General features: G+C 36.3%; 19 protein-coding genes. 6 read left to right on the top strand and 13 right to left on the bottom strand.

Going from position 1 to position 23179, the window contains the following annotated elements:
* Window positions 1-90 precede the first annotated feature (90 nt).
* The 10 genes from ACQ65V_RS05495 to ACQ65V_RS05450 form a co-directional block, all read right to left on the bottom strand.
* A complete protein-coding gene (locus ACQ65V_RS05495) occupies window positions 91-1680 on the bottom strand; it encodes an NADP-dependent glyceraldehyde-3-phosphate dehydrogenase (RefSeq protein WP_430467179.1) in 1590 nt (529 codons plus the stop codon).
* Window positions 1681-1691: 11 nt separating this feature from the next.
* On the bottom strand, window positions 1692-2990 hold the full coding sequence (gene thrC, locus ACQ65V_RS05490) for a threonine synthase (RefSeq protein WP_430467178.1): 1299 nt from the start codon (window positions 2988-2990) through the stop codon (window positions 1692-1694).
* Between the two features lie 36 nt (window positions 2991-3026).
* A complete protein-coding gene (locus tag ACQ65V_RS05485) occupies window positions 3027-3968 on the bottom strand; it encodes a homoserine kinase (protein WP_430467177.1) in 942 nt (313 codons plus the stop codon).
* A gap of 4 nt (window positions 3969-3972) precedes the next feature.
* Window positions 3973-6420: a bifunctional aspartate kinase/homoserine dehydrogenase I gene (gene thrA / locus ACQ65V_RS05480; protein WP_430467176.1), complete on the bottom strand. Its 2448-nt coding sequence runs from the start codon at window positions 6418-6420 to the stop codon at window positions 3973-3975.
* A 22-nt stretch (window positions 6421-6442) separates the two neighbouring features.
* Window positions 6443-7711, bottom strand: coding sequence for a threonine ammonia-lyase (ilvA, locus tag ACQ65V_RS05475; protein ID WP_430467175.1), 1269 nt, complete (start codon window positions 7709-7711; stop codon window positions 6443-6445).
* A gap of 60 nt (window positions 7712-7771) precedes the next feature.
* Window positions 7772-9271: a ketol-acid reductoisomerase gene (gene ilvC, locus ACQ65V_RS05470; RefSeq protein WP_430467174.1), complete on the bottom strand. Its 1500-nt coding sequence runs from the start codon at window positions 9269-9271 to the stop codon at window positions 7772-7774.
* A 19-nt stretch (window positions 9272-9290) separates the two neighbouring features.
* Window positions 9291-9821, bottom strand: a complete 531-nt coding sequence (ilvN, locus tag ACQ65V_RS05465; RefSeq protein WP_430467173.1) for an acetolactate synthase small subunit — start codon at window positions 9819-9821, stop codon at window positions 9291-9293.
* The gene (gene ilvB, locus ACQ65V_RS05460) at window positions 9821-11557 is read right to left on the bottom strand and encodes a biosynthetic-type acetolactate synthase large subunit (RefSeq protein ID WP_430467172.1); all 1737 of its coding nucleotides are present in this window, start codon (window positions 11555-11557) and stop codon (window positions 9821-9823) included. The genes ilvN and ilvB overlap by 1 nt, the downstream gene beginning before the upstream one ends.
* Before the next feature lie 56 nt (window positions 11558-11613).
* Complete coding sequence (gene ilvD / locus ACQ65V_RS05455) at window positions 11614-13293, bottom strand: dihydroxy-acid dehydratase (protein WP_430467171.1); 1680 nt, start codon at window positions 13291-13293, stop codon at window positions 11614-11616.
* 215 nt (window positions 13294-13508) lie between these two features.
* Window positions 13509-13937 (bottom strand): OsmC family protein, encoded by a 429-nt coding sequence (locus ACQ65V_RS05450; protein WP_430467170.1) that lies wholly within the window; start codon window positions 13935-13937, stop codon window positions 13509-13511.
* 66 nt (window positions 13938-14003) lie between these two features.
* Here ACQ65V_RS05450 and ACQ65V_RS05445 point away from each other — a divergent pair, with 66 nt between their 5' ends.
* Window positions 14004-14606: a carboxymuconolactone decarboxylase family protein gene (locus ACQ65V_RS05445; protein ID WP_430467169.1), complete on the top strand. Its 603-nt coding sequence runs from the start codon at window positions 14004-14006 to the stop codon at window positions 14604-14606.
* Between the two features lie 153 nt (window positions 14607-14759).
* Window positions 14760-15254 (top strand): hypothetical protein, encoded by a 495-nt coding sequence (locus tag ACQ65V_RS05440; protein ID WP_430467168.1) that lies wholly within the window; start codon window positions 14760-14762, stop codon window positions 15252-15254.
* On the opposite strand, the gene ACQ65V_RS05435 is transcribed toward ACQ65V_RS05440, so the two are convergent.
* Together ACQ65V_RS05435 and rsmI are read right to left on the bottom strand one after the other, a co-directional pair.
* Window positions 15251-15817: a uracil-DNA glycosylase family protein gene (locus tag ACQ65V_RS05435; protein WP_430467167.1), complete on the bottom strand. Its 567-nt coding sequence runs from the start codon at window positions 15815-15817 to the stop codon at window positions 15251-15253. The two genes, ACQ65V_RS05440 and ACQ65V_RS05435, sit on opposite strands and share 4 nt — an antisense overlap.
* The gene (rsmI, locus tag ACQ65V_RS05430) at window positions 15817-16485 is read right to left on the bottom strand and encodes a 16S rRNA (cytidine(1402)-2'-O)-methyltransferase (RefSeq protein ID WP_430467166.1); all 669 of its coding nucleotides are present in this window, start codon (window positions 16483-16485) and stop codon (window positions 15817-15819) included. Before rsmI ends, ACQ65V_RS05435 begins: the two co-directional genes overlap by 1 nt.
* Window positions 16486-16577: 92 nt before the next feature.
* Between rsmI and ACQ65V_RS05425 the strand changes: the two genes are divergently transcribed.
* Window positions 16578-19997: a gliding motility-associated C-terminal domain-containing protein gene (locus ACQ65V_RS05425; RefSeq protein WP_430467165.1), complete on the top strand. Its 3420-nt coding sequence runs from the start codon at window positions 16578-16580 to the stop codon at window positions 19995-19997.
* On the opposite strand, the gene ACQ65V_RS05420 is transcribed toward ACQ65V_RS05425, so the two are convergent.
* Window positions 19994-20740: a hypothetical protein gene (locus tag ACQ65V_RS05420; protein ID WP_430467164.1), complete on the bottom strand. Its 747-nt coding sequence runs from the start codon at window positions 20738-20740 to the stop codon at window positions 19994-19996. The genes ACQ65V_RS05425 and ACQ65V_RS05420 overlap by 4 nt on opposite strands.
* A gap of 171 nt (window positions 20741-20911) precedes the next feature.
* On the opposite strand from ACQ65V_RS05420, the gene ACQ65V_RS05415 reads away from it, so the two are divergent.
* The 3 genes from ACQ65V_RS05415 (at window position 20912) to mscL (ending at window position 23145) form a co-directional block, all read left to right on the top strand.
* A complete protein-coding gene (locus tag ACQ65V_RS05415) occupies window positions 20912-21559 on the top strand; it encodes a thymidine kinase (protein ID WP_155089131.1) in 648 nt (215 codons plus the stop codon).
* Window positions 21552-22661: an alanine racemase gene (gene alr, locus ACQ65V_RS05410; RefSeq protein WP_430467163.1), complete on the top strand. Its 1110-nt coding sequence runs from the start codon at window positions 21552-21554 to the stop codon at window positions 22659-22661. The genes ACQ65V_RS05415 and alr overlap by 8 nt, the downstream gene beginning before the upstream one ends.
* An 82-nt stretch (window positions 22662-22743) precedes the next feature.
* Window positions 22744-23145, top strand: coding sequence for a large-conductance mechanosensitive channel protein MscL (mscL, locus tag ACQ65V_RS05405; RefSeq protein ID WP_155089133.1), 402 nt, complete (start codon window positions 22744-22746; stop codon window positions 23143-23145).
* Window positions 23146-23179 lie beyond the last annotated feature (34 nt).

Genomic DNA, 23179 nt, shown 5'->3' with positions numbered 1-23179 from the left:
GGGATTAATTCTGGTGGCAATATTTAAAGCATCTTGTTTAAGATGCTTTTTTTATTACTTATGGTGCCGCAGCAATCACATTGGTTTCGTTTACAATATATAATCCGTGTTAACAAAGTTTGAGGCTTTAGAATCCAACAAATCTTGTAAAATCTCATTATTATAGGCATTGTCTTTTGAAGCCACAAACGTTCTTATGGAGAACGAACGTAATGCATCATGAACGCTCAACGTTGCAACTGCAGAATCCTTTCGACCGGTAAACGGATAAACATCTGGTCCACGCTGACAAGAACTATTGAGGTTAACTCTACAAACCAGATTCACCAAAGTGTCAATTAATGGCGCCAATGTATTAACATCTTTACCAAATAAGCTGACTTGCTGTCCGTAATTAGATTCTGCCATATCATCCAAAGGCTCTTCGATATCACTAAATGAAATTACGGGAATTACTGGTCCAAATTGCTCTTCTTGAAATACTCTCATATCCTTTGACACTGGATAAAGTACAGCGGGAAAAATATAATTTTCACTAGTTTCTCCACCTTTTTCATTGATAATTATAGCACCTTTTGCAAGAGCATCATCTATCAAGCCCTGAATATAAGCAGGCTTATCTGGTTCTGGCAAAGGCGTAAGTTTTACACCTTCCTCCCATGGGTTTCCAAACTTTAACGCATCTACTTTGGCAGAAAATCTCTTGTTGAATTCCTCCACAATATCCTCATGCGCATAGAGCACTTTCAATGCTGTACAGCGTTGACCATTAAATGATGTGGTGCCTGCAATACATTCGGTAATTGCAAGATCCAAGTCTGCATCAGGTAAAACAATTGCAGGATTTTTAGCCTCCAAACCTAACACCAAACGCAATCTGTTACTTTTTGGATGTTGGTTTTGCAACGCGTTAGCAGATTTACTATTTCCTATTAAAGCCAATACATCAACCTTACCGGTTTGCATAATTGGTGCGGCCACTGTTCTACCTCTTCCATATAAAATATTCACTACCCCTTTTGGAAAACTATTTTGAAACGCCTCCAATAACGGAGACAATAACAATACACCATGTTTAGCTGGTTTAAAAATTGTGGTGTTTCCCATTATGATAGCTGGAATCAATAAAGCGAAGGTTTCATTTAAGGGGTAATTATAAGGTCCTAAGCACAATACAACACCTAATGGCCCTCTTCTTATATGTGCTCTAACTCCATCATGTTTATGAAACTTTGCACTATCGCGATCCATTTGTTTGTAATCTTCAATTGTATCGTAAATATATTCTACCGTTCTATCAAATTCCTTTTGAGAGTCTGGCAGATTTTTACCAATTTCCCACATTAAAAGCTTAACCACTTCCTCTCGTTTGGTTTTCATTTGTGATACAAACTTTTCCATACAAGCAATCCTGTCTTCAACCTTCATTGTAGGCCACAAACCTTGACCATTGTCATAGGCATTAACCGCAGCGTCCAACGCACTAATTGCTTCTTTTTTTCCTAAGGTTGGGATAGTACCCAACAGTGTTGGTTTATAGTCATCAGTTGATGAAATCGTAGAATACACTTCTGAAGTTTGTCCTCTCCATATTCGTAATTCACCATTAACCAAATAGGTCTCCTGGTGTAGTGGTTTCTCAATTTGAAATTCTTTTGGAATATTTACTTTAAGACTCATAATTACTTTGTTTAGCTCAACAAATATGATTTTAGTTGATTGTAATTGGATATTTTAATCCGTTTCTTATCCTTGTTTAGAACAGCTTCGATCTGAGGTGGCATTTTAATTTCTTTAGCAATGGTTTTAGGCATAACACCAAAAAATTTTATTGGATGTGCGGTTTCCAAAAACACTCCCAGTGTATGGGTTTTGTCTTTCAAATAAGCTTTTAATGCTAAATATCCTATAGCGCCGTGAGGATCTGCGATATAATTAAATTTTGAATATAGGTTCTCAATAGATTCCGTTGTTTCTGCGTCGGAATAACTGTAACCCGAAAGATTATTGCGCAATGTTTCAAAATTATTGTTGTGCAATTCTTTTATTCGGATGAAATTGCTTGGGTCACCAACATCCATAGCGTTGGAAATGGTCTGTACTGATTGTTTTGCTACGTATTTACCAGTTTCTAAATAGTTTGGCACTACGTTGTTGGCATTGGTGCCAGTTACAAAATGATGAATTGGCAATCCTAGTTTTTGCGCCATCATTCCTGCGCATATATTTCCGTAATTGCCACTTGGAACAGAAAATACCAGTTTTTTGCTTTTAGATTTTAATGCTTTATAAGCAATAAAAAAATAAAACATTTGTGGCAACCAACGTGCAATGTTTATAGAGTTTGCCGAAGTTAACACGCGTTTTCCTTCATAATCCGAATCCAAAAACGCCTGTTTGACCATCGCTTGGCAATCGTCAAAAACTCCATCAACCTCCAAAGCCGTAATATTCTGACCTAAGGTTGTGAGTTGTCTTTCTTGTATGTCACTTACTTTTCCGCTTGGGTATAAAATGACAACCTCAACACCATCTACTCCAAGAAACCCACTGGCAACTGCCCCTCCTGTATCTCCAGACGTTGCCACCAAAACCGTTACCTCATTTTTTTCTTTTTTGTCTTTATTAAAATAGCCTAAACATCTCGCCATAAATCTTGCACCAACATCCTTAAACGCCATTGTTGGTCCGTGGTATAATTCCAATGCGTAAATATCGTCTTCAACTTTTTCAACAGGAAAATCGAAATTCAATACATCTTCAAGAATAGCTTTTAATTCATTTTTAGGGATTTCATTGCCTATAAATTGCTGAATCACTTCATAAGCAATCGTAACATTATCCATCTTTTCAATATTCTGAAAAAAGGTGTCTGGTAATTTTGTAATCGCCTCAGGAAAGTACAAGCCCTTATCTGGTGCCAAACCTTTGACGACAGCTTCTTCAAATGAAACTTTAGGTGCTTTATGATTTAAACTATAATAGTTCATTCGATACTTTTTAAGCTAGATTGATTAGTGTATGTATTATAAACTAGCGTTAACTGAATTTATAATTTTTGCTCCATGAGTGCTAATTCTAGAGATATAGATTTTGTAATCTATGTTTTTGTCTTTATATATCTTATTCATGGCCTCTGCAACATTATTAGCTGTTTCTACTCCTTTACTCAAAGCGAATATTGATGGTCCTGAACCCGAAATTCCTGCTCCCAATGCACCCTGTTCTATGGCTGCATTTTTTACAGCATCAAAGTACGGTATTAAATATTTTCTTGCCGGTTCTGCTACATAATCTACCAATGAGCGGCTTATTAAATCAAAATCTGAGGTATGTAATCCACTAATGAGTCCACCAACATTTGCCCATTGTGCAATAGCCGTTTTTATAGGTATTTCTGGTTTTATAACCTTACGAGCATCTTCTGTTTTGACTTCAATTTGTGGGTGAATGATTGTAGCCACTAATTCTGAAGGTGAAGGAATCTCAACAATATCCAAAGGTTCGTAATTTCTCACCAAAATAAAACCTCCATAAATTGCTGCTGCAACATTATCTGCAATAGCTGAACCGCAAGCAACAACTTCGCCTTGCATGGCAAATTTTGTGAGGTCTAGGTTTGAATACTTATTCCCTAACAATTGGTTAATTGCAAACGCACTACCAGAGGCACTGGCAGCACTGCTTCCTAAACCACTGCCTGGTATAAATTTTTTAAAAATTTGAATATCTACTCCAAAATCAGACTTACTATCTTCTAGCATTAATTTTGCAACGACTCCCGCTACATTTTTATCGGCTTCAAAAGGCAATTTGGCACCTTCTATTTTTGAAATTGTAACCGCATTAGAATCCGTTTTGGTAAAAACCATTTCATCACCAAGAGCTTGCAAAGCAAAACCCATAGCATCATAACCGCATGATACGTTCGCTACTGTTGCCGGAGCAAATATTTTAACTTGGTTCATAGTCTTAATTTCTTCCTAAGGTAATGATATCTGCAAACAATCCTGATGCAGTCACTTCTGCGCCAGCACCAGCACCTTTTATGATTAAAGGTTGTTGTGCATAACGTTCTGAGTAAAATAATACGATATTGTCCTTGCCTTCAAGATTGTAAAAAGGATGGTTTTTGTCTACAGCTTTCAATCCTACTGCTGCCTTACCTTCATTAAATTCTGCCACGTATTTTAATTGGCAATCCTTTTCTTTTGCTTTTGCATACATAGTTTCAAAATGGGAGTCATTTGCCTTTAAGATTTTGTAAAACTCGTCCGTGGTCTTTGCTTCTAAACTGCCTTTAGGTAAAAAAGATTCGTTTTTAATATCTTTTAAATCCATTCTATAACCAGCTTCTCTTGCTAAAATCAAAATTTTACGAGCAACATCCACTCCACTTAAATCTATACGAGGATCTGGTTCGGTATAGCCTTCTTTTTGCGCTTGTTTTACAACATCGTGGAAACTGTTGTTTTCATTGAAATTGTTGAAAATGAAATTTAAGCTTCCTGATAATACAGCTTGTATTGAAGTAATTTTATCTCCTGAATTAATCAAATTGTTTAACGTGTATATCACTGGTAATCCTGCACCCACATTGGTTTCAAAGAGAAAGGACGCTCCGTATTTTCTAGACAAGTCCTTTAATTCTCTATAAGACTTATAAGTTGATGAGCACGCTATTTTATTACACGCTATTACCGAAATACTTTCCTTTAAATATGATGCATAGGTATTAGCAACATCTTCGTTAGCTGTTACATCTATAAAAATGCTGTTGCTTAAATTAAACTCTTTAACTGCGTTAAAAAATGTTTGATTTGTTCTCGGTTGTCCTTTTTTAATAAGGTCTTTCCAGTGTCTTAAGTCAATCCCTTCCTCATCAAAAACCATTTTTCTTGAGTTACTAACTCCAACGACTTTAATATTTAACAACAAATTTTCGTTTAAATATTCTTGTTGCTGCAGTATTTGATCTAGTAATATTGAGCCTACGTTACCAACACCAACAAGAAACAAATTTAAGGTCTTTACTTGTTTTTCAAAGAATCTATTATGGAGTGAAACAAGAGCTTTTTTAATATCCTTATGAGCTATTACCGCTGAAATATTTCGTTCTGATGCTCCTTGAGCAATTGCTCTAACATTTACATTATTTTGCCCTAGAGACCTAAACATTCTACCACTAATACCTTGATGGTTTTTCATATTGTCTCCCACAACCGCAATTATAGCCAAGTTGTCCTCAACCAATAATGGCTTTATTTTTTTAAGCGATATTTCGTAAGCAAACTCATTGTCTAAAATGCGTTTAGCTAACTTGGCATCTTCACTATAAACACCAACACAAATGGAATGTTCTGAAGATGCTTGGGTAATTAAAACCACATTGATCTGTGCTGTGGATAATGTAGAGAACAAGCGCTTTGAAAACCCAGGAACACCAACCATACCATTACCCTCTAGTGTTACGAGTGCTATATTTTCTACATGGCTTATCCCTCTAACTGGGCCATTTTTTGAAGCTGCTTTTTTTGAAATTAAAGTGCCTTTTGCTTCCGGTTGAAATGTATTTTTTATATATATAGGAATATTTTTCTGCAAAGCGGGCTGTACTGTTGGTGGGTACAAAACCTTGGCTCCAAAATGTGATAATTCCATAGCTTCTTGATATGAGATTTCTTCTATCGGAAATGCCTGTTTTACCAATTTAGGGTTAGCAGTAAACATACCACTTACATCTGTCCAAATCTCCAAGTCGGAAACCTTTAAGGCAGATGCTATAAGTGCTGCCGTATAATCAGAGCCTCCTCTACCTAAAGTTGTTGTTTCTCCTTCTTCACTTCTAGAAACAAATCCAGGTAATACAACCACCTTATCTTTATTGGATTTAAAAAAACTTGAAATTCTAATATTGGTTTCGTTAGTGTTTACATTGGCTTGTGAATGCAAGTCATCGGTTACAATCAGTTCTCGGCTATCTTTTAAAGACGATTTTTCTATTTTTAATTTTAAAGCTTTAGAGATAATATAGGAGGACAATAACTCCCCAAAACTTAAAACTTTATCTCGCGTTTTATCTGAAAATTCATTAATTAAATAAATACCATGAAGTAAATTTTTAAGCTCTTCAAGCTTTGCTTCAACAGTTTTAATTACTGCATTTGACTGAGCTTTTGGCATTAAAGTTTGTATGGTTTCCAAATGCCTTTCTCTAATATTTTCAAAAACCGTGATGTAGGATCCATCCTTTTCAGTAGCAAGTTCTCCTGTTTTAATTAGAGCATCAGTAACACCACCGAGTGCAGACACCACTACAGCAACATTTTGCTTTTTGGATTCTTGAACAAGAATCGCTATAACCTTTGATATATTTTCGGCATTTGCAACTGACGTGCCGCCAAACTTAAGTACTTTCACCTGATTGTATTCTTTTTAGCAATTATATTAAAAATTGAAACAAATCTGGTTTGTCATTGAGATAATCTCCATAAAAATTATGAAGTTTCATTTTTGTAATCAGAGGTTCTAAATCACTTGGTTTTTTTAATTCTAAACCAACGACTGCAACATCGTTTTCACGGTTGACTTTTTTAGTGTATTCAAAATGGGTAATATCGTCCGTTGGACCTAAAATAGTGCTGACAAATTCACGCAGTGCACCTGCACGTTGCGGAAACTTAACGATAAAATAGTGTTTTAAATTGCCGTATAATAAGGCACGCTCTTTAATTTCTGGTGTTCTTGTAATATCATTGTTGCTGCCACTAATTATGCAAACCACATTTTTTTCATGGATATCCTCAGCGTACTGTTCTAAAGCAGATACACTCAATGCGCCTGCAGGTTCTACAACAATGGCATCTTTATTATAAAGGTCTAAAATAGTTTGACAAATCTTGCCTTCATCAACCGTAATTACATCGTGTAATGTTTCTCTACAAATCTCAAAATTTAAATCACCCACACGCTTTACAGCCGCTCCGTCAACGAAGTTTTCTATCGATTTCAACTCTGTAACCCGATTGTTATTAAGTGATGTGATCATAGATGGTGCTCCTTTTGGCTCTACTCCAATTATTTTAGTTTGAGGTGATAAAATTTTAAACACTGAAGACAATCCAGATGATAAACCACCTCCTCCAACAGGTACAAACACATAGTGAATTGGCTGTACCTTGGCCTGATCTATAATCTCCAGTCCGACCGTAGCTTGTCCTTCAATCACTTTCTTGTCGTTAAATGGGTGGATAAATGTTTTGTTCAATCTCTCGCATTCTTCAATTGCGGCATCATAAGCATCATCAAAAGTGTCTCCAATTAAAACAACATCGATATAATCTTCACCAAAGAGCTGCACTTGCTCAATCTTTTGATTTGGTGTTGGTGCAGGCATAAAAATGGTGCCTTTTATTTTTAAAAGCTTACATGATATAGCAACTCCTTGAGCATGATTTCCAGCACTAGCACAAACAATTTCATCTTCAACCTGAGTTTCCGATAATGATGAGATTTTGTTATAAGCACCACGGATTTTATAAGAACGGACTTCTTGTAAATCCTCCCTTTTAAAATAGATGTTGGCTCCAAACAGTTTTGAATACTGCGCATTTTTAATTAACGGAGTTACTGATGATACTCCACTAAGTTTTTCTGCTGCAGCTTTAACAGCTTTTAGTGTTGGCTTATATATTGTTTTTGTTTCGTTCATTCCTTTAAAATCCCTTTCGGAGACTTTCTTGCTTCTTTTCTTAAAAGACTTGTCGGCTTTTTAAGCTAAAGTAGTTTCTTTTACTTCTTCAGTTTTTATTGCTTTCATTGCAGTCATGGCTGCACGTAATCGTTTTCCAACTGATTCTATGGGATGATTTCTAATGATCTCGTTTATTGCAATCAATTCTACATTGTCTACTCCGTTTGATTTTGAAAATGGTTTTCCAATAACGGACGTGTCAACATTTTCCATAAAGTCCATTAACAAGGGTTTACAGGCATGATCGAATAGATAGCAACCATATTCTGCAGTATCTGAAATAACACGATTCATTTCAAATAGTTTTTTTCTTGCAATGGTGTTTGCGATCAATGGTAATTCATGCAAAGATTCATAGTATGCAGAATCTTCAATTATACCAGCGCTCACCATGGTTTCAAAGGCCAGTTCCACGCCTGACTTTACAAAAGCCACCAACAATACTCCATGGTCAAAATATTCTTGCTCTGTTATGTGGTCTGATGTCAATGCTGTTTTTTCAAACGCAGTTTCGCCTGTAGCTTCACGCCATTTTAATAGATTTTTATCGTCATTTGCCCAATCTTCCATCATGGTTTTTGAGAAATGGCCAGAAATGATGTCGTCCATGTGTTTTTCAAAAAGTGGACGCATAATATCTTTTAATTCTTCGGATAATTCGAAAGCCTTGATTTTTGCTGGATTCGATAAACGATCCATCATATTGGTAATACCACCATGTTTTAAAGCTTCGGTAATCGTTTCCCAACCAAACTGAATTAATTTTGCTGCATAGCCTGGCTCAATGCCCTCTTCGACCATTTTATCAAATGACAAGATTGCACCAGTTTGCAACAAACCACAAAGAATGGTTTGCTCTCCCATTAAATCCGATTTTACCTCTGCGATAAAAGACGATTCCAACACACCAGCTCTATGTCCTCCAGTTGCAGCAGCATAAGCCTTTGCTTGTGCCCAACCTTTATTTTCAGGATCATTTTCAGGGTGCACTGCAATTAACGTTGGTACACCAAATCCTCTTTTGTATTCTTCTCGTACTTCAGTTCCCGGACATTTTGGTGCTACCATAATTACGGTTAAATCCTCACGGATTTTTGTACCCTCTTCTACAATATTAAATCCATGTGAATAACTTAGTGTCGCTCCCTTTTTCATTAAAGGCATGACCGCTTTTACAACATTGGTGTGTTGCTTGTCTGGTGTTAAATTCAATACCAAATCAGCTGAAGGAATAAGTTCTTGGTACGTACCAACTGTAAAACCATTTTCGGTCGCAGTTTTATAGGATGCACGTTTTTCGTCAATGGCATTTTGCCTTAATGCATAAGAGATATCCAAGCCAGAATCTCTCATATTAAGACCCTGGTTCAATCCTTGCGCGCCACAACCAACGATTACGATTTTCCTCCCTTTTAATGCGTCTATGCCATCTTCAAATTCTGAAGCATCCATAAATCTACATTTTCCTAATTGTTCTAGTTGTGTTCTTAATGGTAATGTGTTAAAATAATTTGCCATTGTTTTTTAGTTTATTTTTTTAATTCTGAAATGCTTCAAGCATCTTTGATATGTTCATTTTATCCTTGGTCACTGCCACTCGTCCAGAACGTGTGAATTGCCCTATTCCGAAAACATTTAATTCCCTGTACAATAAATCTATTTCTTCTTTTCTTCCTGATTTTTCTATCACAAAAAATTCTTTGTTAACGGTTACAATTCTAGCATTACTTTCTTTTATTATATTCTGAATCTGTCGTTCATCAAACAACAAATCTGATTTGAATTTGAATAAGCACGATTCTTGATAAATGATTTCGTCTTCGGTATGGTAATAAGCTTTTATCACCTCAACCTGCTTTTCTATCTGGCCAATGATTTTCTTCATTTGGGATTCCGTTATTCTTACGACGATTGTAAATCGTGAAACACCCTCTATTTCTGAAGCCGAAGTGTTTAGGCTTTCCACATTAATATGGCGTCTTTGGAATATTGCCGAAAGTCTATTTAGTAACCCGATATTATTTTCGGTATATACCGAAACCGTGAATTGTTTTTTTTGGTCTTCCATTATTCTAATCTTATATCTGAAACACTTGCGCCTGTAGGAATCATCGGGAAAACATTGTCTTCTTTTTCTACTCTTACCTCCAAAAAATATGGCCCATCAGTATCTATCATTTCTTTTACCGCATCCTTTAAATTTTGTCTTTCTGAAACTTTTTGCGCTTTAATACCATAGCCTTTTGCAATGGCGACGAAATCTGGATTTACCATTTCTGTTGAAGCATAGCGCTTATCAAAAAACAACTGTTGCCATTGACGCACCATTCCTAAAAACTCATTATTCAGAACCACGATTTTTACAGGAACTTTCTGTTGAAAAATAGTACCTAACTCTTGTATTGTCATTTGGTAGCCACCATCACCAGCAATCATCACCACTTCGCGATCTGGAGCAGCCATTTTTGCTCCGATGGCTGCTGGTAACGCGAATCCCATGGTGCCTAATCCACCTGAGGTGATATTACTTTTTGATACCTTAAAATCTGCATAGCGGCATGCAATCATTTGATGTTGACCAACATCTGTAACAATCGCTGCTTCACCTTTGGTTTGTGTGTTAATTTCTTTCAACACTTCACCCATAGTTAAACCGTCTTTGGTTGGGTGCAAATCGTTTTTAATGACTTTTTCATATTCGATTTTGTATAAATCCTTGAATTTTTGATGCCAATCGCTATGAGAATTTGGATTCAGTAATGGCAATAAAGCTTGTAAGCTCGTTTTGGCATCACCAAGAACTGCAATGTCTGCTTTTACGTTTTTGTTAACCTCAGCTGGGTCAATTTCAAAATGAATCACTTTTGCCTGTTTGGCATAAGTGGCTAAATTTCCCGTAACCCTATCATCAAAACGCATTCCTATGGCGATTAACACATCACATTCATTAGTTAAAACATTAGGAGCGTAATTACCATGCATACCAACCATACCAACATTTAAAGGATGTGATGACGGAATTGCTGAGGCTCCAAGAATAGTCCATGCAGAGGGAATTCCCGCTTTCTCTATAACTGCTTTAAACTCTTCTTCTGCTTTTCCTAAAATGACACCTTGTCCCCAAACTATTAATGGCTTTTTAGCATCATTAATGAGGTCTGCTGCAACTTTAAGAGATTTTTCATCTGTTTCTGGAACGGGTTTGTAACTTCTAATGCCTTCGCATTTTTTGTATGTAAAATCAAATTCCTCAAATTGAGCATCTTTAGTAATATCAATAAGCACAGGTCCTGGTCTTCCGCTTTTTGCGATGTAAAACGCTTTAGCAAAAACTTCTGGTATTTCCGAAGCTTTGGTAATCTGATGGTTCCACTTTGTTACAGGTGTAGAAATACCAACAATATCTGTTTCCTGAAAGGCATCACTTCCCAATAAATGAGAGCCGACCTGACCCGTAATACAAACCATAGGAGTAGAATCAATTTGGGCATCTGCGATTCCAGTAATTAAGTTCGTGGCACCTGGACCAGAAGTTGCAATCGCTACACCAACCTTGCCCGAAATTCGAGCATATCCTTGTGCTGCATGGGTTGCGCCTTGCTCATGTCGTGTTAATACATGGTGTAACTGATCTTGATATTTATATAATTCGTCATATACAGGCATAATCGCTCCTCCTGGATAACCATAAAGAATATCGACACCTTCTGCCAATAAACATTTTACTACGGCTTCACTTCCTGAGGTTCTTTGTGTTGTTAACACTTGCTCTTCTTGTTTGTTTATGGTTTGAGCTTCTTTCATGTTTTAATTTTTCAATACTCTTCGACTGCGCTCAGAGTGACATTCTCATTTCAATTTTAAAACTCATCCGTTACACATCCTTTAGATGCTGAGGAAACTGTTTTGGCATATTTATATAAAACACCACGTTCAAATTTGAGTTCTGGTGCTTCCCATTTTTCTCTTCTTTTTTGAAGTTCATCTTCCGAAACCTCTAATGAAATTGTATTGGTCTCAGCATCAATTATAATCATATCACCATCCTTTACAAGTGCGATGGTTCCACCTTCTTGTGCTTCTGGCGTGATATGGCCAACAACAAATCCATGTGTACCTCCTGAGAATCTTCCATCTGTAATTAATGCCACATCTTTTCCAAGACCTGCTCCCATAATTGCAGCTGTTGGTTTGAGCATTTCTGGCATTCCTGGTCCGCCTTTTGGACCTTCGTATCTTATGACCACGACATCTCCTTTTTCAACTTTCCCATCTCTGATACCATCGTTGGCAGCATATTCACCCTCAAAAACTTTAGCTTTTCCTTTAAACGACAATCCTTCCTTACCTGTGATTTTCGCGACAGATCCTTCAGTTGCTAAATTGCCGTAGAGCATTCTCAAATGCCCAGAAATTTTAATGGGTTGTTCTATGGGTTTAATGACGTCCTGACCTTCGGCTAAATCTTCAACTTCCAGTAAATTTTCAGCAATTGTTTTTCCTGTAACGGTTAAGCAATCTCCGTGAATTAATCCTTTCTTTAAAAGGTATTTTAATACCGCAGGAATACCTCCAACAGCATGAACGTCTTCCATCAAATATTTTCCGCTTGGTTTTAAATCTGCCAAAAACGGCGTGTTATCGCTTATATCTTGAAAATCTTTAAGTGTAAAGTCAATTTGTGCTGCTCTAGCAATAGCTAAAAAGTGTAAAACAGCATTGGTCGAACCTCCTAATATGGTTACTAATCTAACTGCGTTTTCAAGGGATTTCCTTGTTATAATATCTGAAGGCTTTATGTCCTTTTCTAACAATGTTCTCAATGCTTCACCAGCTTTCACCGACTCTTGCTTTTTTGCATCACTCAATGCTGGATTGGACGAATTAAATGGCAAAGCCATTCCTAAAGCTTCAATTGCTGAAGCCATGGTGTTTGCTGTGTACATACCACCACAGGCACCTGCACCAGGACAGGCTTTTTCAACAATATTTTGATATTCATTCTCAGACATGGTTCCAGCAACCTTGCTTCCCCAAGCTTCAAAAGCAGACACGACATCTAGTTTTTTTCCTTCGTGGCAACCAGAGTCAATGGTTCCACCATACACCAAAATACTTGGTCTATTCAGACGAATCATCGCCATTAATGCGCCTGGCATATTTTTATCACATCCAACCACAGTCACCAAGCCATCATAACTCATAGCTTGTACAACCGTTTCCATAGAATCTGCAATAATATCTCGTGATGGCAATGAATAGCGCATACCAGGTGTTCCCATAGATATACCATCGCTTACTCCAATAGTATTGAAAATCAACCCAACCACATCTTCGTTTTGTGTGCCTTGCTTCACAAGTTTTGCCAAATCATTCAGGTGCATATTACAAGGATTACCTTCGTAACCTGTACTAGCAATACCTACTATGGGTTTAAAAAAATCTTCTTTTGTTAATCCAATAGCATGTAACATGGCTTGAGCCGCTGGTTGTGTTGGATCTTGGGTAACGGTTTTACTGTATTTGTTTAATTGACTCATAACTAAATCGTGCAAAAATCTCAATTGCAGTGATAAAGTTACTTTTTGAGCAAGGCTTTAGGGTAGGTGAGATAGGTTAACCTCTAAATTCAATTGTAGAGTTAATTTTTTAATTGATTGAAAGTCAATTATTTATATGAAATTTGTTATGATGCCCAATACTTTATTTTATTAGAAAAAATCACATAAAGTGCTTTTGTAATAAAGTGAAGTCATTATTTTGTAAGCACAATGTGATAATGAATATTAAAATTGATTGTTGCAAAACGCCTAAACATTTCCATAACACCGCAATATTTTTCAACGGATAAGTTCACTGCGCGTTCGCACTTCTTTTTATTTAAATCTGAACCATAAAAATGATAATCAACTAAAACGGAATGATAATATTTTGGATGTTCATCGGTTAACTCACCAGACACCTCAATCTTAAGGTCATCGATTTCAACTTTCATTTTCTCCAACATTAAAATAACGTCTATTGCCGAGCAACCTGCCAAGGATGACAGCATCATGGCTTTGGGAGACAAACCTTTACGTTCTTCGCCCATAACATCTGTATCCATAGTTACAAATTTTCCACTCGGATTATCCGACTCAAAAGTCAATCCGCCTTTCCAATGTGTTGTGATTTTATGATCCATATTCTTTTAAATTAAACGTTATAACTCCTATCTTGTACATTCAAAAATACTACTAAAAATACAACCATGGCATTAGTGACTCCATTATCTCCCGAGCATGATTTAGAAACCAAAGCATTAGCAGAATTCTTTAACGAGACACTTGGATTTTGTCCAAACTCAGTTTTGACCATGCAGCGCAGACCAGCAATAAGCAAGGCATTTATAAACTTAAATAAAGCTGTAATGGCTAATGAAGGTCGTGTAACCTCAGCATTAAAACGTATGATTGCTTGGGTAAGTAGTAATGCTACAGGTTGCAGATACTGCCAAGCACATGCCATTAGAGCTGCAGAACGTTATGGTGCAGAACAAGAGCAGTTAGACAATATTTGGGAATACAGAACGCATCCTGCGTTTTCTGAAGCGGAACGTGCCGCATTGGATTTTAGTTTGGCGGCAAGCCAAGTACCAAATGCCGTTAATGCTGAAATTAAAGAGCGATTGTACAAGCATTGGGATGAAGGTGAAATCGTAGAAATGCTAGGTGTGATTTCGCTCTTCGGATATCTTAACCGTTGGAATGACTCTATGGGAACCGATATTGAAGAAGGTGCTGTGGAAAGTGGCAATAAATATTTAGGAAAACATGGTTATGAGGTTGGTAAGCATGATGGGAGTCAGTATTAGATTGTCATTCCTGCGAAGGCAGAAACCTAGATAGTTAGACTTTTAGACAAATTAGATTGAACCTCTTTACTAATTCATTTAACGTGTTTACTCATTCCTAGTTTGTGGTTTTTACCGTAAATTATACATTTGAATAAACCGACCTAAATACTTATGAATAAAATACAACTAAAAGCATTCTTTCTTTTCTTGTTATTTTCACTTTTAATTTCATGCTCTGAAAAAGTAAATCAACCAATAAATCAAAATAAAATAGATAAGGAAGAAATAGAGAAACTTATTTCAACACTATCTTGGGATTCATTCATAGTTTATACTAACTACGCTACCACAATTGAGGTTACCAATAAAAATGCTTCCATTTTAGAAAATAAAGGAAAAAGCATTACTCCATATTTGGTTGATGCTCTAAAAGACAAAGAAAAAACAGTTATTGCACATATTATACTAACAAATATATGGGAGCCTGAAGTTAATTTTATTAATTACTATTATTGTATCGAAGATCCTTTTTACGAAACACATTATCAATGTTTAATCAATAACTTAAAATGGTACATGCCGACTTCAGAAAATTATAGTCGTCAAATTGACGAATACGACCAAAATAGAATTTTTGAATATTGGGTTAAAAGGATTAACAGTTAGTTTAAAACCTGACTAACTTTATTCTGCAACTCAAGCACCACCAATTCCTCAAACCAAGGGTTTTTGGCACGCCAAAATCTGTTGGTTGGTGATGGATGTGGAATCGGAAAATACTTTGGCAAATAAGATTTGTAATCGCCAACCCGCTCTGTCAAGGTTTTCTTGTCTTTTAAATAATACTTCTGCGCGTAAGCTCCAATTAAAATAATTAGTTCAACCTTGGGCATTTTCTCTAATAATTTCTCATGCCATTGTGGTGCACATTCTGGTCTTGGTGGTAAATCTCCTGTTTTACCTTTTCCTGGATAGCAAAAGCCCATTGGTATAATGGCAAAGTTTTCTGTGTTATAGAATTGTTCGTCTGTAACATTTAGCCATTGTCTTAGTTTCTTTCCGCTTTGGTCGTCCCAAGGAATTCCAGATTCATGGACTTTAGTTCCTGGTGCTTGACCTATAATCACAATTTTAGAATTTGGATGTGCCGTTGCAACAGGTCTTGGGCCTAGCGGAAGGTGAGCTTTACATGTAGTGCATTGGCTTATGTTGTGGAGTAGTTCTTCCATCACTTTTTCCCAGCAACACAAATTACAATCTCGCCTTTTGGTGGTTTGTTGGTATAATGTTCCAATACCTCTTTAGCTGTTCCTCTGATGGTTTCTTCATAGAGCTTGGTCAATTCCCTCGACACCGACACCAATCGGTCCTCACCAAAATACTCACAAAAATGCCCTAACGTCTTTATGAGTTTATGTGGGCTTTCGTAAAAAATCATCGTTCTATTTTCTTCTGCCAATAATAAAAGTCGGGTTTGACGTCCTTTCTTTACCGGCAAAAAGCCTTCAAAAACAAACTTGTCATTAGGTAATCCGCTATTGACCAATGCTGGTACAAAAGCCGTTGCTCCAGGCAAACATTCCACCTCTATATTGTTTTCTACACAAGCTCTTACCAATAAAAATCCTGGATCAGAAATGGCAGGAGTGCCAGCATCGCTTATCACAGCAATGGTCATTCCAGACTTTAGCTTTTCAACTAAACCATTAACCGTTTTATGCTCATTGTGCATGTGGTGGCTTTGCATTTGGGTAGAAATTTCAAAATGCTTTAAGAGTTTTCCTGAAGTTCTGGTGTCTTCGGCTAAAATCAAATCGACATCATTTAAAACTTCAACAGCTCTAAAGGTCATGTCCTTTAGATTTCCTATTGGCGTTGGTACCAGAAATAACTTCATATTTACGTTTGTTACACCTCAAATTTACAATCTTTTGCATTTCTTTACGCAACCATTTGTAAGAATCTACATCTATAGTATAAAACCAATCAATGTTAAAATCAATCTGCCTTTTGTTCGTTTTTTGTGTAAACGCATGCCTGCTATCTGCGCAAACTACAGACTTATCCATTACTATTGAGGCTCAAGATTTAAATGGCACTACTGTGTCTCAGGTTGATATTTATGAAGATTTTCGATATCTAATTACCATTTCTAACTCTGGTAATGCGGTAAATGATGCTACAATTTCTATTGATTTTGATGATGATTTAACCCTGATTTCAACAAACTCCCAGAACAACATTAATGGCGCTTCAGATATTTCTAACATTAATGTAGTCGCAAATGTCTTAACCGCTTCAATAGATAATATGCCCAACAACTCTAGTGTTGAGTTATTGGTTTTAGTTACCGCTCCTACAAACCTAGGTGGAATTGCAGCGAACGGAACCGTAAGTCCTCCTGTGGGAACGACAGATACCAACACCAATAACAATCAGTCTATTATATCTATTGATGTTTTGGATATCGTTATAGATTTTTCAGTCACGCAAACCCAAATACAACCAACATTAGGAACTCCAATAAATGCTTGGGGAGATGAAGTGACTTATCAATTTACAATCACCAACAATAGTGCTGTAGATTTTCCTGTAAATACAATTTTTGGAAACATTAAATTAAACACTTTGCCAAATAATGGTCAGCCAATTACCCAATTTATATCTCTAGAATGTATTGCGACAACCAATGGAACATTGTGCCCAGATTTAACAGACCTTACAGGAACAACAGTTGTGGTAGCCTCGCAACCAACTCCTGTATTTATTTTTGAAACAGATACTGAAATCACTTCTGGAGGAAGTATTACGTTTGAAATGATTTATAAATACTCCAACTTCTCATGTTCACCAGATCCCATGCCTATAGATGTTGATAGTATTATAGAAATAGGGCTAGAGCATGATAACGCTTCATCAAATAACTCGAATACCATTATTACCAATTTGCTTAATGCAGACCCATGTCCAGAAACCGATATCTGTATTGAAACGGTACAAACCAATCCAGATATATCCGCTACTCTCGATTATGACCAGGAGATTACATTCAATACAACGGTATGCAACACTAGTTCTACACCAACACCTATAAGATTCTTTTTTCAGAATATAACGGTTGGAGATGTACTTTGGGAGCTAGAATCTGTAAACTGCACAAGTACATTAGGGCCTGTTTCTTGTACTGACTTTGACATTAACGCCTCAGATAATGGGCAGCTATGGGTTAGTAGTGATTTTGTTTTACAAGGCAATACAACTATTAATATTGAAACTATATTGAAATTCATAGAACCTCAGTGTGTTCAAAACCCTGTGCCAATTGAAGCCATTGCTCGTAGTGCCATTAATATTTTAGACAGTCAGATCATAGATGTTAATTTAGATAACAATCAGTTTTTTAATTACTTACAACTTCCTGCTCCAGATCCAGAAAACTGTGATGGACCTAGCCTTTCTGGTTTAGAAATCTCTAAAACTCAAATAAGTCCTGAGTTACCCATAGGAAGTTCTGAAGATAACACTGCAGAATGGGGTTTGGTAACGTACGAAATAACGGCAACCAATACAGGAGACTATGATGGTATGTTATTTTTACAAGATTACATGGCTATATTGGAAACTAATTATGCTCCAATTACGGCATCATTGGTTTCGGTTGATTGTGTAAGTACTACAGGAACCGCATCTTGTTTTAGCATTCAAAATGCTAACATTGGAGTGTCCTATGATGGTGTTCCTGAAGATGGTGAGTCAGATGTGTTTTGGGAAATTCTACCGGAAGACAATTGGGTATTACCTGCAAATAGTTCTGTAACGTTTCATGTTGTTGTAGATTGGCTTCCAGAATGTTCAATAGATCAACCTATGGCAGGTTCTAATGTTGCTCTTGCTGGTTATGCTGATGGTCCAGAAAATGAAGTAGGTTCTTTCATTGCTGATGATGTAACTACTTTTTTTGCACCATGTGTGGATTTGGTGGTTCAAACGTATCCTGAATTTACTCAAGTTGATACAGGCCAAGCTTTTAACTGGATTGTAGATATTAGTAATAGCATTACAAGCGCTGATGCCGTTGATGTACTTTTTGAAAATACTCTAAATTCTGTTTTCAACATTTCCGGAGCACCAATTTGTACTGTTACATCTGGCAATGCTACGTGTATAACCAATTTTAACATCAATGGTAATTTTATCTCTGGAATCATTCCTTCAATGGCAGCTGGTTCTACTGTAAGGATTAGTATTCCTGTAATCGCTCCAAACTTAGGAGGTGCATTTAATAATATTGCAGAAGCAATTCCGAGTGCAATAAACAACGAAGAGCTAACACCAGAAACTAATATTTCCATTAATAGCGTTCAGGTTATTTCTCCCGTTCTGGAAAAAATGTTTTCTCCAGACACTATTTTTGAAGGTGGCGAAAGTGAGTTGATTTTCACCGTTTATAATATCGCCAACAACCCAACACAGAATAATATTTCGTTTACAGATAATTTACCAACTGGAGTTGTAATAACTCAAGTACCTAATTGGGTAGAAGCCAATGGCTGTACAGCTAATTTTATTGGTGATCCAGGAGATGATTTCATAGGTGTTACGGATTTAATTTTCCCAGCTGGTGTTGAAAGTTGTACATTCTCGGTGATGGTAACTGCTGATGTCGCCGGAAATTATCTTAATAACTTTGAGAATTTCTCGGACACCAATAATATTGATGCCTCTCAAACCAATGCCGCATTAAACGTATTAGCTGACACGTCTAATGTGGATATTGAAATTACTAAAATAGTCGAGCCAGCAGAAGTTATTATTGCAGAGGAAGTTATCTTCACTATTACAGCAACTAATTTAGGAACAACCAACGCAACTGATATCGAAGTTTTGGATCAACTACCTATTGGTTATGAATTTATTTCAGCCACAACCAACTTGGGTGTTTTTGATGAGGGTACTTTTATATGGACAATTTCAACTCTATTCCCAAGCGAATCAGCTACACTAAGCTTGATTGCAAGAGTGGTAGCATCTAACGATTTATTAAATGTTGCTCTTTTAAATAGCGTAAATGAAATTGATAGAGACGCTACCAATAATGAAGACAGTGCGCTTGTTGAAATTTCTAACTGTTTATCTATTCCTGAAGGAATTTCACCAAATGGTGATGGAAAAAATGATTTCTTGGTAATTCCTTGTATTGAAGCTTATCCTAATAACATTATTAAAATATACAACCGCTATGGTACACAGGTATATCAGGCAAAAAATTATTTAAACAATTGGAATGGAAGAGCAAATATGGGAGTTCCAAATTCATCTAGATTATTGCCAGTTGGCACTTATTTCTATATTCTAGAAATTATGGATTTTGAAAAACCGTTACAAGGATATGTCTATCTCAACTATTAATTAAACCTGCTCTCAACAATTTCGATAAAGCGTTCTTCGTATTCTTCTTTGCCTTCCCAATTGTTGTAATCTGGCTTTACCATATCTAGAATGAGTGCTTTGGCCTCACTAAATGATTTGGTGGTGTTTATTTGAGAGACCACGCGCTCGTAATCTTCGTTTTTACCTTCAAATAGGTGTTTTATAAACGCGATTTTGTCATTCAAGCCTATTTTTAAACCTTTACCTTTAAGCTTGTCATTAAGAGATTTTTTTCCTTGTTCTGCTTCACGTTTTTTTGCATCTTCAATAGGTTCAAATTCTGGAATATCGGCAAAATCTGAGCTTATGTTTTCAAATTCTACCGTATTTGGGTTTTCCTTTGCAACAGCTTCCTCAACAATAACATCAACTTGTTGGGTTTCTTCGGGCATCTGTGCTACCATATCCTTAATTTTCTCCATTACGGGTTCCATAATGCCATCATCCTCTACCTCATCTAAATTGACATAGGTCTTGTTACCAACCTCAATATTGTCGCTTACTTTATTATTAAATGCTGTGTCTAGCATATCAAAAAATGAGGAGTCGTTGCCAATAGTTGGCATATCATCTTCAAAATTCTCTTGAGCAAATTTTAAAACCGTAAGCTTTTCGTAGAGTTTAGACACTTCTTCGTGCATTCTATCAACATCTTCTCTGCCTTTTAGTTTTAGAATCCTGTGCGCTATGCTAACCAATTCTGATTCTAATTTCTTTTTCATGTGCTTATTTTTATTGATTTTTTAAAGTCACATGGAACATCCTAATCTTTGCTTTACAGCGTTTGTAAACAAATCATAGATGTTTCATGAATTTTACTTTTGTTTTTTAATAAATTTGCGTGACCTTTATACAAACGAATTATTACTACGTTTTAGTGCTAAAATTACGAAATGTTTCTTGAAAATACGGTAAATCATAAAGAACAATTTGGGTGGATTGAAGTGATTTGTGGATCGATGTTCTCTGGTAAAACCGAAGAGTTGATTCGCAGATTAAAACGCGCTCAGTTTGCAAGGCAGAAGGTTGAAATTTTTAAACCAGCCGTAGATGTGCGCTATGATGATGATATGGTTGTGTCTCATGATGCTAATGAAATTCGATCTACGCCTGTACCTGCAGCAGCCAATATTCCTATTTTAGCCGATGGTTGTGATGTGGTCGGAATTGATGAAGCACAGTTCTTTGATGATGAAATTGTAAGGGTTTGTAACGACCTTGCCAATAAAGGCATAAGGGTTATAGTCGCTGGATTGGATATGGATTTTAAAGGTAATCCTTTTGGGCCAATGCCCTATCTTATGGCTACTGCAGAATATGTGACCAAAGTGCACGCTATTTGTACCAAAACCGGAAACCTAGCGCAATACAGTTACAGAAAAGCAAAAAGTGACGATTTGGTTTTGCTCGGCGAAGTCGATGAATATGAGCCACTAAGTAGAGCCGCTTACTATAAAAGCATGCTTCGTGATAAAGTAAGACAAATGAAGGTGAATGATGCTGAAGAAGTGAATTCTAAAGAAAAAAAGTCTAATGCCTAAAGCTAAAGAAACAGTTCTTGAAATTGATTTAGGTGCCTTAACCCATAACTTCAATTATTTAAAATCTAAACTACAACCAAGTACAAAGTTTTTAGCCGTTGTTAAAGCTTTTGCGTATGGAAGTGATTCTGTAGAAGTAGCCAAACATCTTCAAACTTTAGATGTAGATTATTTTGCTGTAGCTTATGCTTCTGAAGGTGTTGTGTTACGCGACGCTGGCATCACAAGACCTATTTTAGTGCTTCACCCTTTGCCAACAAGTTTTGAAGTGATTATTGAACGTTGCTTAGAACCTAGCCTTTACAACGCTAAGGTTTTAAAAGAATTTATTGCAACTGCAGAAGCGCATAACCAATCAAATTATCCTGTACACATTAAATTTAATACAGGTTTAAACCGTCTGGGATTTTGGGAAAATGATGTGGATTATATTGTTTCAAAACTACAAGGAACAAAATCCGTTATAGTGAAATCCATTTTTTCTCATCTAGCAGCTAGTGAAGATAAAAATGAAGTCGCCTTTTCAAATAAGCAAATTGAATCTTTTAAGTCAACAGCTAAAGCATTTGAAAATAAGATAGGTTATAAACCATGGTTACATCTATGCAATACCTCTGGTGTAATTAACTATCCTGATGCCCATTTAGATTTGGTGCGTTGTGGTATAGGGCTTTACGGATTTGGTAATTCTGCAAAAGAGGATGAAAGTTTAAAGCCTGTTGCTAGGCTTAAATCTGTAATTTCTCAAATACATAAAATTGAGAAAGACGAAACTGTTGGCTATAATAGAGCATACAAATCAAAAGGATTTGAAAAAACAGCAACCATACCTATTGGACATGCAGACGGTATAAGCCGTATCTATGGAAACGGAAATGGGTTTGTATTCATAAATGGTAAAAAAGCTCCTATTATTGGCAATGTATGTATGGATATGGTTATGGTAAATATCACTAATATTGATTGTAATGAGGGTGACGAGGTTGTGGTATTTGATTCTGGGTATAAAGCCAGTGATTTAGCAGAATCTGCACAAACAATTTCTTATGAAATTTTAACTGCCATATCTCAGCGAGTTAAACGGATTATTATCGCAGATTAAGGTTTTTTTAACACATTGTGACTTTTTAATTACTTTAGTGTCACATTAACATAAATACTAACTATTTTAAAAACACTAAATTATGTTGAAAGAATTTAAAGAATTTGCAATGAAGGGCAACCTTGTAGACATTGCTGTAGGTTTTGTAATGGGTGCTGCTTTTAATAAAGTAGTTTCTTCATTCACTGGAGGAATTGTTTCTCCTTTAATCGGTTTAATTTTCGATGCCGACTTTAAGGACTTAAAGTACAAACTAAAGGATGGCGAACTAAACGATGCAGGAGAAATGGCAGGAGAAGTCTTCTTGGAATACGGTACATTCTTAACCAACGTAATCGATTTTATTATCGTAGCATTTGTAATGTTCATGGTAGTAAAAGGTGTTAATAAAACAAAGAAAAAGGAGGAGCCAGCACCAGAAGCGCCAGCGGGTCCAACAGAAATTGAACTACTTCAAGAGATTAGAGATTCCCTAAAGAAATAAGAAATTAGCGTCACCGCTACATTATATATTATTA

The organism is Winogradskyella ouciana, from assembly GCF_965284585.1.
Taxonomy (GTDB): domain Bacteria; phylum Bacteroidota; class Bacteroidia; order Flavobacteriales; family Flavobacteriaceae; genus Winogradskyella; species Winogradskyella ouciana.
Note: the sequence above shows the minus strand (reverse complement) of the source record. Positions and strands in the feature narration are given on the sequence as shown.

Excerpts from the sequence above, each read along its gene's own strand:
- ACQ65V_RS05495 (WP_430467179.1), bottom strand. The coding sequence starts at position 1,680 with ATGAGTCTTAAAGTAAATATTCCAAAAGAATTTCAAATTGAGAAACCA.
- thrC (WP_430467178.1), bottom strand. The coding sequence starts at position 2,990 with ATGAACTATTATAGTTTAAATCATAAAGCACCTAAAGTTTCATTTGAA.
- ACQ65V_RS05485 (WP_430467177.1), bottom strand. The coding sequence starts at position 3,968 with ATGAACCAAGTTAAAATATTTGCTCCGGCAACAGTAGCGAACGTATCA.
- ilvA (WP_430467175.1), bottom strand. The coding sequence starts at position 7,711 with ATGAACGAAACAAAAACAATATATAAGCCAACACTAAAAGCTGTTAAA.
- ilvC (WP_430467174.1), bottom strand. The coding sequence starts at position 9,271 with ATGGCAAATTATTTTAACACATTACCATTAAGAACACAACTAGAACAA.
- ilvN (WP_430467173.1), bottom strand. The coding sequence starts at position 9,821 with ATGGAAGACCAAAAAAAACAATTCACGGTTTCGGTATATACCGAAAAT.
- ilvB (WP_430467172.1), bottom strand. The coding sequence starts at position 11,557 with ATGAAAGAAGCTCAAACCATAAACAAACAAGAAGAGCAAGTGTTAACA.
- ilvD (WP_430467171.1), bottom strand. The coding sequence starts at position 13,293 with ATGAGTCAATTAAACAAATACAGTAAAACCGTTACCCAAGATCCAACA.
- ACQ65V_RS05450 (WP_430467170.1), bottom strand. The coding sequence starts at position 13,937 with ATGGATCATAAAATCACAACACATTGGAAAGGCGGATTGACTTTTGAG.
- ACQ65V_RS05445 (WP_430467169.1), top strand. The coding sequence starts at position 14,004 with ATGGCATTAGTGACTCCATTATCTCCCGAGCATGATTTAGAAACCAAA.
- ACQ65V_RS05440 (WP_430467168.1), top strand. The coding sequence starts at position 14,760 with ATGAATAAAATACAACTAAAAGCATTCTTTCTTTTCTTGTTATTTTCA.
- ACQ65V_RS05435 (WP_430467167.1), bottom strand. The coding sequence starts at position 15,817 with ATGGAAGAACTACTCCACAACATAAGCCAATGCACTACATGTAAAGCT.
- rsmI (WP_430467166.1), bottom strand. The coding sequence starts at position 16,485 with ATGAAGTTATTTCTGGTACCAACGCCAATAGGAAATCTAAAGGACATG.
- ACQ65V_RS05425 (WP_430467165.1), top strand. The coding sequence starts at position 16,578 with ATGTTAAAATCAATCTGCCTTTTGTTCGTTTTTTGTGTAAACGCATGC.
- ACQ65V_RS05420 (WP_430467164.1), bottom strand. The coding sequence starts at position 20,740 with ATGAAAAAGAAATTAGAATCAGAATTGGTTAGCATAGCGCACAGGATT.
- ACQ65V_RS05415 (WP_155089131.1), top strand. The coding sequence starts at position 20,912 with ATGTTTCTTGAAAATACGGTAAATCATAAAGAACAATTTGGGTGGATT.
- alr (WP_430467163.1), top strand. The coding sequence starts at position 21,552 with ATGCCTAAAGCTAAAGAAACAGTTCTTGAAATTGATTTAGGTGCCTTA.
- mscL (WP_155089133.1), top strand. The coding sequence starts at position 22,744 with ATGTTGAAAGAATTTAAAGAATTTGCAATGAAGGGCAACCTTGTAGAC.